The organism is Bradyrhizobium sp. WBAH42 (assembly GCF_024585265.1).
GTDB lineage: Bacteria > Pseudomonadota > Alphaproteobacteria > Rhizobiales > Xanthobacteraceae > Bradyrhizobium.
Genome location: NZ_CP036533.1, coordinates 6,975,865 through 6,991,362 on the forward strand (window position 1 = coordinate 6,975,865; position 15,498 = coordinate 6,991,362).

The window sequence follows — 15,498 nt, forward strand, 5'->3', positions numbered from 1 at the left end:
CCGCCATCATCCCGCGCAAGCTATAGTCCACGCGCATGCGCCGTCTGCGGGGTCCCAGCCGATGCCGAATGCCCGAGAGAGCTCTTCATGTGAAGTACGCCCCGATAATTTCCTGCATGCGCTCGGCTGAGGCCTGTAAATCCTCATCGGCAGCCAACGTAGCAACCGGCACGCCGCCGACCTCCAGTGTATCAAGGATGATGTCGTCGGTAGAATTAAAGAACTGCACGGACCAGACATTCCTAATCCTGGTCGCTTGTACTCGGCAGGTGCCGTAGCCGTGCAACATGAGTTGGACCGGTCCATTGCCCAAGCTTTGCTGTAGGAATGCCAAGTCGATAATGCTCATTGGCAGTGACGTCAGATTGATAACATGGGCGTGCATGCCCAATTGCCACACCCTCGCCCGCTCGCGTATTTCGGCCAGCACCGGTCGAACGTTCATCGCGCCATTCGGCGGCGAGCCGATCACAAGATCGGCCGACGTCAGGTCAGTTGCAGCACGCCGGACAATCTGCGGAATCGACCCGACCTCAACATATTCATGCGCGGGCTCAGTGCCGATGCGCAAGCGCCAGATTCCCGCAAGCACAGACTCCCGGATTTGCGCCAAAGAGCCATCCGGGAGCGCAGCCACGCCGACCACCTCACCTTCTCCGAGCAGTTCGTCAATCAACTTGCGTTCGCCATCGCCGAGATGCGCGAGTCCGTACAGTTGTGTCCGAGCACCGCTTCTCTGACCGCGAACGGCAGCAGCGGCGTTTGCTAACAGCAAGGTGGCGTTCGGATAGTGACTTCCACGCTCGTCCGCGTCGCGCCAGGCGGGGCCGGCGAGCGCACTCACGAGACCGGTATGGAATACATCGAGACTCGCAGAGCCAATGGCAAGCTCGCTCGTCGCCCGCTCAGCGCCGCCGGATACAACGGGGGTCGCTCGTTTCATGACGCGATGCTCCGTTGTCTGCACCGAGCGGCAATGCACTTGCCGACGCAAGGGCTGGCGGCGTGTGCCCGAATGATCGGTACGGAGATGCGGTTGATCCCAAGCAAACGGTCCGATCTCTCGCTGAACAGGCAGACTTCATCGTGCCTAGGGCATAGGGTCCGCATCGACGGTCTACGTCGGCCAAGCCCGCCGACCCGTGTGCCACTAACGCCGCGGGAAACCACTGCGTCTTGCATGCCTTGCCGAAACTTTTTGACAACTTCAGGAAGGAAGAATGCGAGCTGGATGATCCGGAGCTCTGACGCGGACAGCGGCATCACAGTCACCGTCACTTGAGCGTGCGCGGCTATGCGCGCATCGACGCCGCTGACGCCCTCCACGTCAGACGGGGGGCGTCGTGCCGAACCATGCTGCGCCGGCTGCAATTTCATCAAACGCCTTTCTGACGATGTTCGGTTCTGCTAGCAGGCCGTTAGCAAGGCGCATGCCAATCATCGTCTGGCCTCGGATCACGCTCGGGCCAACGGCAGGCGCCTGATATTTTCGAGGCAAACGTTACGTGCGACTGGAATTCGATTTGTGAGAACCCTCACTCGGCGCAAGTGGGCGGAACGGCTACCGTAAGTGCTCTGGCAATTGTGGCTCGTGACCGATCAAGTCCGCAAAGAATCGATTGCTGTCCTGGCCGTTGAGGCTGGCCTCAAGCCCGTCAAGTGCTTCCGAGATCAGCCTTGCTTCATCGTCGTCCAAAACCCGCACCGCGCTGTCGATATGGACGAGCACCTTGGCGCCGACCGTGACATCGGGGAGCAGCATGACCGAGACGCGCCGCTGTTCATTGCCATACTTGCACAGCGCCGTGATACCGTCGGTCTCGGCAATCGTCATTGGCAAGCCAAGGCACATTGTCAGTCGCAGGTCGCTAGACGGGCTGCGCCCTCATCTCATAACTCGCATGGTCAATATTGTTTGCCAACAGCCGTTCTGATGCAGGCAGCGGCGCGCTCCGCGGTTTCACCGGCGAGCCCCACCGCGCGAGAAGCTTACAAGCCAGTTCAATCGCAGGCGCAATCTGAAAGCGCACTGGCGCGGTCAGAGGACCGCCCCAATTCTCCACGTCCAACGGCTGACAGCCGATGAGAGCGAGCTCTCGCGGGCCGCGGCCAAGAAAATCGGCCGCGCTCAAGACCTCCTGAAAACCGGTCTGATGCAGGCTCACTTTCTTGGCACCAGTAAACTTCGGCACTTCGTCATCTCGTACAAGCTCCAACTGCCCGGGCGGCAATCCATAGTCGATGGCATCGAACACGACCAGGCAATCGGCCTGTTCAAGAAAACTGACGAGGTAGAGTCCCTGGGTACCGCCATCGAGAACGGTGACATTATTATCGATGGTGTAGCGGCGATGAAACTCTTCGACCACTCGCACGCCGAAGCCCTCATCGGCCCACAGGATATTGCCGATGCCGAGCACGAGGATCCGTTTTTTGTCTTTCGGATTGAGCATTCGCTTCCCGGTCAATCGCCAAACCCGCGCTCAGCCGATCTATTGGAAAAGAAGCTGCGGCGCGAGATGATGTCTTCCCGGATCACCGCGTAGATGTGGACCAGCGCGAACATCACGATGACCCACAGGCCGAGATGATGCAGGGTGTGGACGTCCTGGCTGTTCGGCCAGATTGAAAACACCCAGCCGAACACCTTGTACTGCCAGCTGTCAGTACCGGCACCTTGCCCATACAGTGCAAAGCCTGTGACGACCATGAAGCTGATCGTCTGTGTAAACATGAAGAACATTGCGAGCTGAGCAAGGCGGTCGTGCCCGAGGCGCCTCTCAGGCCCCCCTGTAAGAAACGCATACCAACGAATCTCCTGATACACCTCCCGCCAAAAGCACCGGCGCCAGAGCGGCACGCAAAAGATCTGCATGGCATGCGCATTTCCCATCAAGGCCCAGTAGATGCGCAGAAGAAAGCCAACGCTGGCCACATATCCCGCCGCGAAATGGGCAAAGCGGATATAGCCGAACAGGAAATCGTCGCTTGCCTCTTCCTTCATCGCTGGTGTGCCGATCCCAATAAGGTAGCCAGTTAAACTTAGTACCAGAATGGCCGCCGCGTTAGCCCAATGCCACAGTCGCACCGGCGCATAAACGTAGGCGACGCCAGTGCCAATGCTGCGATCAGTCGGTGCCGCACCGTCGGCGGCGAGGAGCTTCTGAGCCCTATCCAGCATGGACCTAACGCACTTTGACTGAAGCCATTTCTTGGCCCTCAGGACTCATCACGTGCGTCGAGCAAGCCAAGCACGGATCAAAGGAATGGATGGTGCGCAAGATTTCCAGGGGCCGCTGCGGATCGGCCATCGGGGTACCGATCAGCGAAGCTTCAAACGCGCCAATATTGCCTTTGGAATCCCGAGGAGATCCATTCCACGTCGTCGGAACGACACATTGATAATTATCGATCTTAGCGTCCTTGATCTTGATCCAGTGGCCGAGTGCACCGCGAGGCGCCTCAGTGAACCCGTAGCCCTTGGCCTCCTTACGCCAGCTTTCCGGGCCCCATTTGCTAACGTCGGCAGTTGCCGTATTGCCTGCCTTGAGCTGGACTACGAGCTTATCCTGAAAATAACGCATTTGGTGCGCCGCCCACTGGCATTCGAGCGCCCGCGCCGCTGTACGGCCAAGCGTCGAGAACAGCGCAGTCAGAGGGAGATTGAGCCCCTTGAGCAGTCTCTCGGCGGGCTCCTTGAACTCGGCTTTGCCTTGCGCATAACCGATGATGTATCGCGACAACGGCCCGACCTCGACGGCGTGGCCACGCCACCTCGGCGCTTTGATCCAGGAATACTTGCCGCCTTCGTCGAGTTCCTTGATATCTGTCTTGCTGCCTTTGAATTCTGGCCCAAGTTTAAAACTCGGCTCAGTGATGCCGTCCCAGGGATGGAGCCCACCGCTATCACTGGGGTATTTATACCATGAATGGGCGATGAATTCCTGGATCTGCTCGGGATCACCATGGTCGATCGGCAGTATCTCATTGAGATTGCCATTAAGAATGATCCCGCGCGGCAGCTTGAGACTTTTCTCAGAACAATCATTGGCGTTTTCGGGGATGTCGCCATAGGACATCACGCTTTTGCTCGACAGGCCACCGCCGTGGAGCCAGTCCTTATAGAACGAGCAGATTGCAGCAATGTCGGGCAGATAGACCTGCTCGACAAACTCGATTGAGCGGTCGATGATCGAAGATACGATATTCAGTCGCTCCATATTGATCGCGCCCACCGCACCGATTCCGTCGATGTTGATCGCGCAGGAGACGCCGCCGACCAGCCAGTTCGGATGCGGGTTCTTGCCACCATAGATAGCTTGGATCTTGACGATCTCCTTCTGGAAGTCGAGCGCCTCCATATAATGAGCTACCGCCATCAGGTTTGCTTCCGGTGGTAGCTTGTAGGCCGGATGCCCCCAATAGCCATTCTTGAACGGACCGAGTTGCCCTGACCCGATGAATTTGCTGAGCCGGATCTGCAAATCTTTAAAATAGCCGGGGGATGACAGCGGCCAGGGCGAGATAGACTGCGCGAGCGCCGAGGTTGACTTGGGATCGGCCTTGAGCGCGGAAACCACGTCGACCCAATCCAGCGCATGCAAGTGATAGAAATGTACGAGGTGATCATGCACGAGTAGGCACAACTGCATGATATTACGGATCGAATTGGCATTCTCCGGAATCGCAATTCCCAGTGCATTTTCAACCGCGCGCACGGAGGCGAGCGCATGGGTGCCGGTGCAGACCCCGCAGATCCGCTCGGTGAACGCCCAGGCGTCGCGCGGATCGCGCCCGCGCAGGATGACTTCGATGCCACGCCACATCGTCCCGCTTGAGACCGCATTGCGAATTACATTGTCGGAATCGAGATTGGCTTCGACGCGGAGGTGGCCTTCGATCCGCGTCAGCGGATCGATGACGATTCGCCTACCGGAACGATCGAGACTGAACCCATTCGGCGTCTGGACGGCCACCTTCGTCTCTCCTCAACTCGGGTCGCCTTTATCGGCCGCGCGATCCGGCTTGTGGGTCAACCGCTTCACGGCGGTGACCGCCGCATGAGCAGCGACCGTTAGCCCGACCACCCCGGCAGCGGCCATGCCGATCTTGTCGGCGTTCTCCTCGATTCCGAACTGCTTAATGGTTGTGAGTCGGTCGTAAAACGAACCTTTGTCCCAGAAGCTGTCCTCGGAACAACCGAGGCAGCCGTGACCGGATTGAACGGGAAATGAGACGCCGCCGTTCCACCGAACGGCCGAACAGGCATTGTAGGTGGTTGGCCCCTTGCAACCCATCTTGTACAAGCAATAGCCCTTGCGGGCGTACGTATCGTCCCACTCTTCGACGAATTGGCCAGCGTCGAAATGGGAACGCCGATAGCACTTGTCGTGAATGCGCTCGGAGTAAAACATACTTGGACGTCCTAGGCGATCGAGCTCCGGAAGTTTTCCGAACGTGACTATGAAAGTCACGAGACCACTCATGATCTCTGCGATAGGAGGACACCCGGGCACCTTGATGATGGGCTTGTCGGTGATCACCTTATCGATCGCCGCCGCGCCAGTCGGATTGGGCTTGGCCGCTTGCACGCATCCCCAGGACGCACACGTGCCCCAAGCGATGATCGCCATGGCCCCTTCCGCCATCCACCTGAGCTTTTCAACGAACGGTTTGCCGCCATCAATGCAGAACATGCCCCCTTCCTTCAACGGCGGATTGCCTTCCACTGCGAGCACATAGCGGCCTTTGTACTTGGCACGGGTTTCTTCCAGGATGGCCTCAGCCTGATGTCCAGCCGCCGCCATGAGCGTATCGTCGTAGTCGAGCGAAATCATCGACAGCAGCGCGTCTTTAATCAAGGGATGGGCCGAGCGGATAAAGCTTTCCGAGCAACAGGTACACTCGAGCCCGTGCAACCAGATGACGGGCACACGCGGTTTGGTTTCCAGGGCGTGGGCAATACTGCTTGGGGTGAGCGAACCAAGCCCCAAGCTCGCGGCCGTCACACTACAGAATTTATGGAAACTACGACGCGTGATACCCTGACGTCTGATCACGCTGTAGAACGTTTCCGTTGCATCATCCATGAAACCTTCCAAGTGAGTAGCCGTGGCCGTTACGAATTGCTGATGGTTCAGCAAGAACCAGGCCAGCGAAGCGAAAGACTTAGGACATCAATCGATCGCTGAGATTTTCGAAATTGTGAACCCAGCCACTCACCAGTAGCTTTGCCATGGATCTGTCATGCTAATGGTGTTCAGTTTCGAAGATGTGAGCACATCAACAAATCAGTACGATGGCTCACCTCTGCACGCAGACTATCCTACAATCGCTACGCTCATCAGTCCGATTGTCGAATAGAATTGGTGCAGTTGACGGGCACTGCACTGCCTTCCCCCAATCAGGCTTGCCGATTGCTGACCAACGAGGCGTTCAAGCTCTGATGCTCGCGACTGCACAGGCAGCCCGTCCAAAAGCGGCCGTCGAGCGAGGAAGAGAGGCGGCAATGGACCGAGCTGCGATGCGCCCCGCTGACGTTGCTTTACAGTCTGGATCGACTCGATCTGACTTTGGTAATAGCGGCAGGTCGCACGTGATCGCTACGGCGCTGTGGGCAAGAGACCGGACGTTTAAAGTTATCATCAAGAAGCCTTCATCACGCAAGCCCATCGTTGGCAAGGCGCGACGTCTGGGCGCATCGCGACACTCACCGGCTTGCAGGGGCTTCTTCGGAAGGCGATCGCGTCTTGACGCATCGGTACGATCCATCCGACACGGATAGATGGCAACGGCAAGACTCAGTCGAAATCCATGGGTACTAGCAACACTGCCTACCTACTACCCAAAACGGATCATCGAGCCTTTTGGCGGAGAGTCATCGGATTATGGCAGCATAGACGATATACTGGACTTGTTCGCGGTAGTATTCCGGATTTCCCCGGGCGCTGCCGTTCCGACCACCACGACCAGACGCTCTTTTGGGTCGCAGAAGAATTGTGTGCCGTAGGCGCCGGTCCAGGTGAACTCTCCTGGATTGCCCGGAACCGCCGAGAGCCCCCCGGTTAGCCGTACAGCCACTCCAAGCCCGAAGCCGAAGCCGGCACGATGCGGCTCGACATTGGCGACTTTATTCTTGATCTCTGGCCCAAGGTGGTTGGAGATCATGTGGCCCACCGTCCTCGGACCAAGAATTCGCTGCCCGTCCAGCTCCCCGCCATTGAGCAGCATTTGTCCAAAGCGCACGTAGTCACCCACTGTCGCAAATGCGCAGGCTCCGCCGCAGTCAAACTTCGTCTGGCTTTCGAGGAGTCCGATGTCTTGCGGCTTTCCCGTCAGGGGGTCCTCCGAAAATGGACGCGCGAGGCGGTCGCGTTGCCATTCCGACAAATGGAAAGTGGCATCTTGCATTTTGATGGGCTTCCATAGGTTCCGGGTGAGATAGTCGCCCAATCGGTGTTCGCTGACCTGTTCAATGACAGCACCCAGCACATCGGTCGAGAAGCCGTATTCGAATTCAGTCCCCGGTTGGTGCGCTAGCGGCAGCTTGGTAATCGCTTCAATGAAAGCCTGCTTATCGCCTCTTAGGGGCGGATCGGCGAAACCGGGATAGAGACGCACCACTTGGTCTGAGCTGCCCGGCGCACCATAGGTGAGTCCGGATGTGTGGCGATAAAGATCGTGGATGTAGATCGCAGAACTCTGTGTTCGGAATTCTAATGAGCCGTCATGCTGTGGCACTGCCACCTTCATGTTTGCGAATTCCGGGTAGTAATCAGTAAGCTTGGCTTGTAGAGGTAGGCGACCTTGCTCCATGAGGATGAGCCCCGCAACGGCCACCATCGGTTTGGTCATAGAAGCAAGCGCGAAGATCGCATCGAGTCGCATCGGCCTTCCTTTTGCGGGGTCGAGTTGGCCGTACGCTTTGTAGTGAATCAACTTTCCGTCTCTTGCGATTGCAACCACCGCGCCTGGAACGCGTTTACTTGCGATCTCACGAGCGAAGAAGTCGTCTAGCTTGGCAATGCGCTGCTGAGAAACGCCTACCTCATCGGCCGCTGCTTCGGGCAGAGGCGCGGAGTGCACCGAATTGAGAGCGAATCCAGCAGCTGCCGTGGCGATAGCAAGCTTTTTCATTGTACCCTCGGACTGGGCCCAGTTTGCTAGACTGCTGCCCGGCATTATCGGAATGTCAGGCCGCAGCGCTAAGACGATTCGGTGCCCCTCCTGGCACAGTGTCTGTCGATGAGCGCCAAAGTGAAGATTGTCGCCAAGGCGAACATCACCATACCACCGGCGACCACACCTGCCTCACGCCAGCGCGACGCCTGGACGAAGTCTACGACGTAGGCCGACAACACCTTGGTGCGTCCAGGAATATTGCCGCCGATCATCATCACGACGCCGAATGTGCCGATCGTATGAGAAAAGCCAACCACGGCGGCTTTAATGAATTCCAGTCGCGCCAGTGGCGCGGTGACGGCAATGAAGGCGTAGAACGGCGGAACGCGCCCGTTCGTTTCCAAGGGGAGATCGCCTATCGCAACAAAGGCGCTACGGATCGGCTGCACGACCAACGGCAGCGCCGAGAGGACCGATCCGACGACGATTCCGGCGAAGGTAAAGGCTAGCGTACGCTCGCCCCAGAAAGAGGCGAGAACGCCACCCGGTCCGTGGGGGCCGAGCAAAACGAGGACGCAAAAGCCGAGAGCCGTTGGCGGCAGCACCAGCGGCAGGACGATCATCGTGGCCACCGCCTCGCTCGCAAAGGTCTTTGAGCGCGCTAGCCACCAAGCGAGGGGCACACTAATCAAGAGAAGGATCACGGTCGTCACACTGGCGAGCTCAATCGTGAGCGCAAGGGATTGCGAAATCTCTGCCCAAACCACTTCCATCTGCGTCAGCCCGCCAGAGAGTGTGGGCCGACGTATCCTGACAGTGATAGCCTGCACGTGCGGCTCACACGGGGAGGTGGCGCGAATGGCCAATTGGTCGCGCGGCGGCTCGCGGCGGCCACCAAATTCACGCGCTTCCTTTGTGCGAGCAAGAGCAGCATCGCAAGCCTCATCGACAACTCCTGTGGCAGGTCCGCTTCGGTCCATATGACCGGGCAACTTCTCATTTGTCGTCAGCAATTCCTGTGCCGGGTGCGAACAGTGGCAGCTCCATGCTCAATGCGAGAGACAGTCGAGTGGAAGGCGACGTCACTTTGGAGTGGACCTAACACTCTGTCAGGTTTTCGGCATCATTGTTCCCGAGCAAACAGCGACGGCCCCGCAACGAAGCGTTCGACTTTGCCGGCCGAAGAGGATCCTATGTGGTTGGTCGACGGCTCGCCGCGGCGGTAGTGTAGCGGGCGGAAGCAAGCTCGCCGTTTGGCCGCAACACGAACGGTTAGCCGAGAACTCGTTGTAACGCTGCCTCTGCGAGGTCGCAAAGGCCCGAGGAGCCGCGAGCGAAGGCCGCCTCGTGGTCGACATAGCCAATGCATCGTAAGCAAAGGCCTGGAGACAAACGCCCCCCCGTGCACAGCGAGCTTTGTCGCTAGCCACAACGCAGTTCATCCATCAAAGGCTTTTCAGAACAATCTGTTCCCAAGCGGCGCTTCCATCCGACAAATGCGTGCGATCCAAACTATCGATTTTACCGATGCCGCGTGTTGTTGCATCGATCTCAGCAGTGTGTGCATATCGATCACGCTAACGCTCCCAGGCGAGACGTAACTCCGCCAAGGCGGCGCTACGCTGCAATTATTTTGTTCGATCTTACGGATGCGGTCCGCGCTCGACTCAGCCGATGCGCCCGGGGCAGACGACTTGTCCACGACTGATCAATCGGCCGGAGTTTAGGCATCTGGTGCATATCTTGCTTAAGGAGAATGGACAACGTAACTAAGCGCCTGCCTTTGGAAGGACGCGCCGGCTCCCGGAACCGTCTTCAATCGGACACGGCTAAAATGATGAGTCTCGTATGACGCTGCCGCCTCTGAAGGGCGCGGCGGCTCGCATTCGAGTATATTCGGGAAGGAAGCGTCATGACCACCATGGCAACTGCGGCGCCCGCACGCGCGTCGCAAGTTTGGTATAAGATACTCTACGTTCAAGTGCTGATCGCGATCATTATTGGCGCCGTGGTCGGCTGCCTCTGGCCATCTCTAGCCACCAACGACTGGATTAAGGCTCTCGGTGACGGGTTCATCAAGCTTATCAAGATGGTGATCGCGCCGATTATTTTCTGCACCGTCACATCTGGTATTGCGCATATTCAGGATGCGAAGAAAGTCGGGTGCGTCGGCGTCAAGGCGCTGTTCTATTTCGAGATCGTGTCCAGCTTTGCCTTGCTGTTGGGCCTTGTTATGGGCAATCTCGTCCAAATCGGCCATGGCCTTACGGTCAAGCCGGATGCTGCGGCGGTCGCCAATTACGTCAAGCAAGCGGAAGCTTCGAAGTCCGTCGACTTTTTTCTCAACATCATTCCCGATAGCGTGATCGGCGCCTTCGCTCGCGGGGATGTTCTGCAGGTTCTCCTGTTCGCGATCCTTTTCGGCTTTTCTCTGATGGCGCTGGGAAAGCGTGGGGAGCGGCTGCGCGGCATGATTGACGACGTCGCGCAAGCCGTGTTCGGCGTGATCGCTATTGTAATGAAAGCGGCCCCGGTCGGCGCCTTCGGCGCCATGGCTTTCACGGTCGGCAAGTTCGGGCCGGCAGCGCTCGGTAATTTGATCGGTCTGATCGCGCTGTTTTACGCAACAGCCGCGCTGTTTGTTGTGGTGGTACTCGGCCTGATCGCGCGCCTCGTCGGCTTTTCAATTTTCAAGTTCCTTGTCTATATCAAAGACGAGATTCTGATCGTGCTCGGTACGTCGTCCTCCGAAAGCGCGCTGCCGCAATTGATGGAGAAGCTCGAGCGGCTGGGCTGCTCCAAGACGGTCGTCGGACTGGTGGTGCCAACTGGCTATTCCTTCAACCTCGACGGCACTAACATCTATATGACACTTGCAACATTGTTCATTGCCCAGGCACTCGGGGTCGATCTCTCCTTTAACCAGCAGCTCACGATCTTGCTCGTGGCAATGCTAACGTCGAAGGGAGCAAGCGGCGTCACCGGCGCGGGCTTCATCACCCTCGCCGCGACATTGTCGGTGGTAAACCCAGCGCTGGTGCCGGGCATGGCAATCGTGTTTTCGATCGACAAATTCATGAGCGAGGTTCGCGCCCTGACCAACATCATCGGCAATGGTATCGCGGCCGTGTTCGTATCCTGGTGGGAAGACGAGCTAGAGCACGGGACGCTGCAGGCTCGACTCAACCAGCCCACAGCTTCGACCACTATCGACCCTACAAGCACAATGAAGTAGGTCCCGGATCTTAACCGCCACCATCCGAACACGAATTGACTCGAATCGGCCAAGCCGACTTAAGGCGAGCTGGCACTTTCTCATGCGCTCTCCAGTGCACCGCTCTTGCGCCCGCGTCGCGGCCGGGCAGGTCCTCCTGAAAAGCACGCGATCAAAGAAATAGCGGCTTCTTCAGGGTGGATTTCGCTGGAATCCAGCGCGGCATGACACCGAACCGACGGTGCCGTGGGCGGCTCGCCGCAGTTCAGATGGAGGTATCCTTGACCGAGCAGCTAGGCGCGATGGCCCAATCGCACCGGTAGCACTCGCGCAACTTTTCGTTCCTGTCTCGGCACATGAAGGTTGTGCTTTCCTTCGCAGACTGTGCCGGGGGCGGCCGCTTGTTTCTGTTCTTTGCCGGTTCGGAGGCGCGCCTGATCGTTTAGCTTCAACCTCTCGGCTGAACTAGATCCTCGGTCCTCGGTCCGGGGGGCGTAAGGAGGGCGCATCGGGGCAGGCTCGAACGAATGCCGGGAGGGCTATCGGCAGGGCGGAAAGTCAGAAATTTCAGCTTCGAGTGCTGCCCGTCAGCGGCACCTCTTCGAAAGTTTAGGACAACTATACGCATGTTTATAATGCGTTTTTTCCCCGCACGTGCTGAGTTCGGCAGCAGGTGATCAATCTCGGGCACGCTCGACCCAAGCGACGAGGATTGCCCCATTTTTGCCTAAAATGCTATAGCTCTCCCGCCGGAGACAGGCCGGACGGTCTCAAAATGTCTATCCAGATAAGCAGTCTTAAACGTTCAGCCCCTCAGTTGACCTTCGGCGGCATAACGCTAGCCGCTGTTACATTAAGTTGCGTATACCTCAATGCCCATTTCGCCGCGACGGCGTTCGCCTATTTGTTAGTAGTCTTGCTATTTTCATTGATGGGCAGCTTCATCGCGTCGTCCGCGCTTTGCATCATGGCAATCGCTGCTCTCGCATACTACTTTGCGCCGCCGGCGTTTAGCCTGCAAATCGACGACTCCCGCGATCTTCCAGTGGTTGTCGCATTCTTTCTTGTCTCCATTGTAGGAACGTACCTGATCGGAAAGCTCCGCCAGGAAAGAGAGGCTGCGCGTGTAGCTGCGGTCAAGCTTCAGCGCAGCGCGGCGGATTTGGAGGATCGTGAAAAACGGTGGCGAGCAATCTTCGAGCACAATCCGGCCATGTACTTCATGCTCGATAAAGCCGGCACTGTCCTTAACGTCAATACATTCGGCGCGACACAACTCGGCTATGCTCCTGCAGATCTGATCGGCCACTCCGTGCTCGGCATATTTCTTGAGGAGGATCGCGCATTCGTTCACAACTGCATTCGGGCGTGCCTTGAGGATATTGGACAATCGCGCACGTGGGACGTCCAGAAAGTCAGGAAGGACGGCTCCGTGTTGTGGGTACGTGAAAACGCCAAAGCCATGCTTTGGGCGGACGACCGGCCCATTGTCCTTATCGCCTGCGAAGATGTCACGGAGCGAAAGCGGACCGAACTCGCCCTGCAGCGGAGCGAAGCACATTTGGCTCAAGCGCAGGAGTTGAGTCATACAGGCAGCTTCAGCTGGAACGCCACCACTGGCGAGGCATTCTGGTCAAAGGAAACATTTCGGATTTTCCAATTAGATCCTCAAACGATCCCCTCGCCGCAGCTTGTCGTTGATCGCACTCACCCAGATGATAGGGCTTCGGTTAAAGAAGTTATCGATGGAGCGATGCGAGACTTGAGCGGTTTCGAGCACGAGTATCGATTGCTGCTACCAGACGGCTCTGTGAAGCACATCCGTGCTAAGGCACGGCTCACGAGAAGCGCTTCTGGTGAAATCGAGTTTGTTGGGGCAGCTACCGATATTACGGCAGCGAGGAGGGCAGAACAGCAGTTGCGACGCAGCGAGGCCTATCTGGCCGAGGCCCAGCATCTCACCCACACAGGCAGCTGGTCCTGGGACGTCCACGGGCTAGATTTCGTTTATCGGTCCGCGGAAGTTGACCGATTGTTCGGCTTTGACCCACAAGAGCCGGTATCGATAGAGACCATTCGCTCGCGCATCCATCCGGAAGACTTGCCACGGTTACAGGAGGTGCAGCGCCAGGCGAGAGAAAAGGAGCAGGAGCGGTTCGAATATGATTTCCGTATCCTTCTGCCAGATGGCAGGACAAGGCGCATACACTCGGTTGCGCATGTTGTCGCCGCTAGTGATGGTAAGGTCAGCGAGCTGATCGGAACACATATGGATGTCACCGATCAACACGCAGCTAGGGAACGCCTGGAAAACACGCTTGTCGCGCTGCGCGAAAGCGAACAGCGCTTTCGCGACTACGCCGAGACAGCTTCCGACTGGCTCTGGGAGACCGGTCCAGATCATCGGGTGACCCGCTTATCCGAGCACACCAGCACTGCAGGAATTTTGGCCACTGGATTGATGGACCTGCCTCGCTGGGAGATTGCGTGCGACGTCGAAGAGGAGCCCGAAAAGTGGCGGCAACATCGGGCGACGTTGCAGGCGCGTCAGCCGTTTCGGGATCTCGTCTACCGTACCGTGAATCGGATGGGATCTCCGATCTACGTCCGCACGAGTGGCAAGCCTTTCTTCGACGGAAACGGTAATTTTCTGGGCTACCGTGGCGTCAGCACTGACATCACAGCCATTATTCGCGCCGATCAGACCGAACAAGACCTGCGAAAGGCACAGGCGGAGCTTGCCCATGTGACGCGTGTAACGACGTTAGGAGAACTGACAACCTCCATCGCCCACGAGATAAACCAGCCACTCGCCGCTATTCTCACCAACGCCGATGCGTGCCTCGGATGGATGGCTCGCGAAACTCCTGATCTTGCCGAAGCGCGCGCTTCAGTGGAATGGATCATCGAAGACGCGATCCGTGCAAGCGAGGTGATCCGTAGTGTTCGCGCACTCGCGAAGAAAGGCGAGATTGAGATGGTGCCGCTCGACATTAATGATGTCGTCAGGGACGTCGTCGCGCTGGTAACACGAGAGCTGGTGAGCCACCGGGTGACGTTGCGAACCGAGTTAACGGCCGTTCTGCCTAGGATCCTCGGGGACCGAATTCAGCTACAACAGGTGATCATCAATCTGGTAATGAACGGAATCGAGGCGATGGACGCAATTACAGACCGGCCGCGCGAACTTCTGATTCAATCATCCAAGGACGATCTGGGGCGCGTGCAGCTTGCCGTGGCCGATTGCGGCGTCGGGATCGCTGAGAAGGACGCTGACCACGTGTTGGACCCCTTCTTCACCACCAAGTCGAGTGGCCTTGGAATGGGACTTTCGATCTGCCGATCTATCGTGGAAGCTCACGGAGGGAGGCTATCGCTTCTTCATAAAGATGAACCGGGCGCGACCTTTCAGTTTTTCTTGCCAGTGCATAAGGAGGCCCTCCAGTGACAGGACCGTTTGACTCGCCAAGTGAGGGGAGCAATGCCGAGGCCTCGACGAAGGCGATCGTCTTTGTCGTTGAGGATGACATCTCGGTGCGCCGCTCGCTTACTAACCTTTTCCGCCAGGTAGGATTGGAGGTCGTTGCGTTCGGATCGGCCCGGGAAATGCTGCAGAGCACAATTCCCGACGTCACAAGCTGTTTAGTTCTTGATGTCCGGCTGCCAGGCCTCAGCGGCCTTGACTACCAGACCGAGCTGGCCAGGCTGAACATACACATCCCGATCATTTTCATCACCGGTCATGGCGACATTCCCATGACCGTCAGGGCCATGAAGGGAGGTGCGGTCGATTTTCTCAGCAAGCCGTTCCGCGATCAGGAATTGCTCGATGCCGTGGTTGCGGCGACCGAACGCGATCGCAAGAGGCGGGAAACTCAGCGAACCGTCACGAACTTGCAGTCTCTATTTGGGACCTTAAGCCCGCGAGAGCAGGCGGTGATGAAACTGGTCACGGCCGGCCTGATGAACAAGCAGGTAGCCGCCGAACTTGGGCTTGCCGAAATCACCGTCAAGATCTACCGGGGTCACGTCATGAAAAAGATGCGTGCCCGGTCGCTGGCCGAGCTGATCAGGATGAGCGAGACGCTGGGACTTCGTGCAAATCATCCTGAACAAACGCAAGTATGATTTTACAGTTTCATCTCTCCAGCCCATTTTCGCCG

10 protein-coding genes and 1 pseudogene are annotated in these 15,498 nt (G+C 57.7%); 3 read left to right on the top strand and 8 right to left on the bottom strand.

Going from position 1 to position 15,498, the window contains the following annotated elements:
• Window positions 1-85 precede the first annotated feature (85 nt).
• The 8 genes and pseudogenes from DCG74_RS32995 to DCG74_RS33030 all read right to left on the bottom strand — a co-directional run bounded on the left by DCG74_RS32995 (window position 86) and on the right by DCG74_RS33030 (window position 8,894).
• The gene (locus DCG74_RS32995) at window positions 86-943 is read right to left on the bottom strand and encodes a hydrogenase expression/formation protein (protein WP_172787757.1); all 858 of its coding nucleotides are present in this window, start codon (window positions 941-943) and stop codon (window positions 86-88) included.
• Window positions 944-1,561: 618 nt separating this feature from the next.
• Window positions 1,562-1,852: a HypC/HybG/HupF family hydrogenase formation chaperone gene (locus DCG74_RS33000; protein ID WP_172787758.1), complete on the bottom strand. Its 291-nt coding sequence runs from the start codon at window positions 1,850-1,852 to the stop codon at window positions 1,562-1,564.
• A gap of 16 nt (window positions 1,853-1,868) precedes the next feature.
• Entirely contained in the window at window positions 1,869-2,453 is a 585-nt protein-coding gene (locus tag DCG74_RS33005; RefSeq protein ID WP_172787759.1) for a HyaD/HybD family hydrogenase maturation endopeptidase, read from the bottom strand.
• 11 nt (window positions 2,454-2,464) lie between these two features.
• A complete protein-coding gene (cybH, locus tag DCG74_RS33010; protein WP_172787760.1) occupies window positions 2,465-3,181 on the bottom strand; it encodes a Ni/Fe-hydrogenase, b-type cytochrome subunit in 717 nt (238 codons plus the stop codon).
• A 4-nt stretch (window positions 3,182-3,185) separates the two neighbouring features.
• A complete protein-coding gene (locus DCG74_RS33015) occupies window positions 3,186-4,976 on the bottom strand; it encodes a nickel-dependent hydrogenase large subunit (protein WP_172787761.1) in 1,791 nt (596 codons plus the stop codon).
• A 12-nt stretch (window positions 4,977-4,988) separates the two neighbouring features.
• Window positions 4,989-6,089: a hydrogenase small subunit gene (locus tag DCG74_RS33020; protein WP_172787762.1), complete on the bottom strand. Its 1,101-nt coding sequence runs from the start codon at window positions 6,087-6,089 to the stop codon at window positions 4,989-4,991.
• Window positions 6,090-6,877: 788 nt separating this feature from the next.
• Window positions 6,878-8,136: pseudogene (locus tag DCG74_RS33025) on the bottom strand (serine hydrolase domain-containing protein).
• 68 nt (window positions 8,137-8,204) lie between these two features.
• On the bottom strand, window positions 8,205-8,894 hold the full coding sequence (locus tag DCG74_RS33030; protein WP_172787781.1) for a molybdenum ABC transporter permease: 690 nt from the start codon (window positions 8,892-8,894) through the stop codon (window positions 8,205-8,207).
• 1,139 nt (window positions 8,895-10,033) lie between these two features.
• Here DCG74_RS33030 and dctA point away from each other — a divergent pair.
• From dctA to DCG74_RS33045, 3 genes are all read left to right on the top strand, one after another.
• Window positions 10,034-11,356 (top strand): C4-dicarboxylate transporter DctA, encoded by a 1,323-nt coding sequence (gene dctA, locus DCG74_RS33035; protein WP_172787763.1) that lies wholly within the window; start codon window positions 10,034-10,036, stop codon window positions 11,354-11,356.
• 754 nt (window positions 11,357-12,110) lie between these two features.
• Complete coding sequence (locus DCG74_RS33040) at window positions 12,111-14,783, top strand: PAS domain S-box protein (RefSeq protein ID WP_172787764.1); 2,673 nt, start codon at window positions 12,111-12,113, stop codon at window positions 14,781-14,783.
• Complete coding sequence (locus DCG74_RS33045; RefSeq protein WP_172787765.1) at window positions 14,780-15,463, top strand: response regulator transcription factor; 684 nt, start codon at window positions 14,780-14,782, stop codon at window positions 15,461-15,463. Before DCG74_RS33040 ends, DCG74_RS33045 begins: the two co-directional genes overlap by 4 nt.
• The last annotated feature ends 35 nt before the right edge of the window (window positions 15,464-15,498 follow it).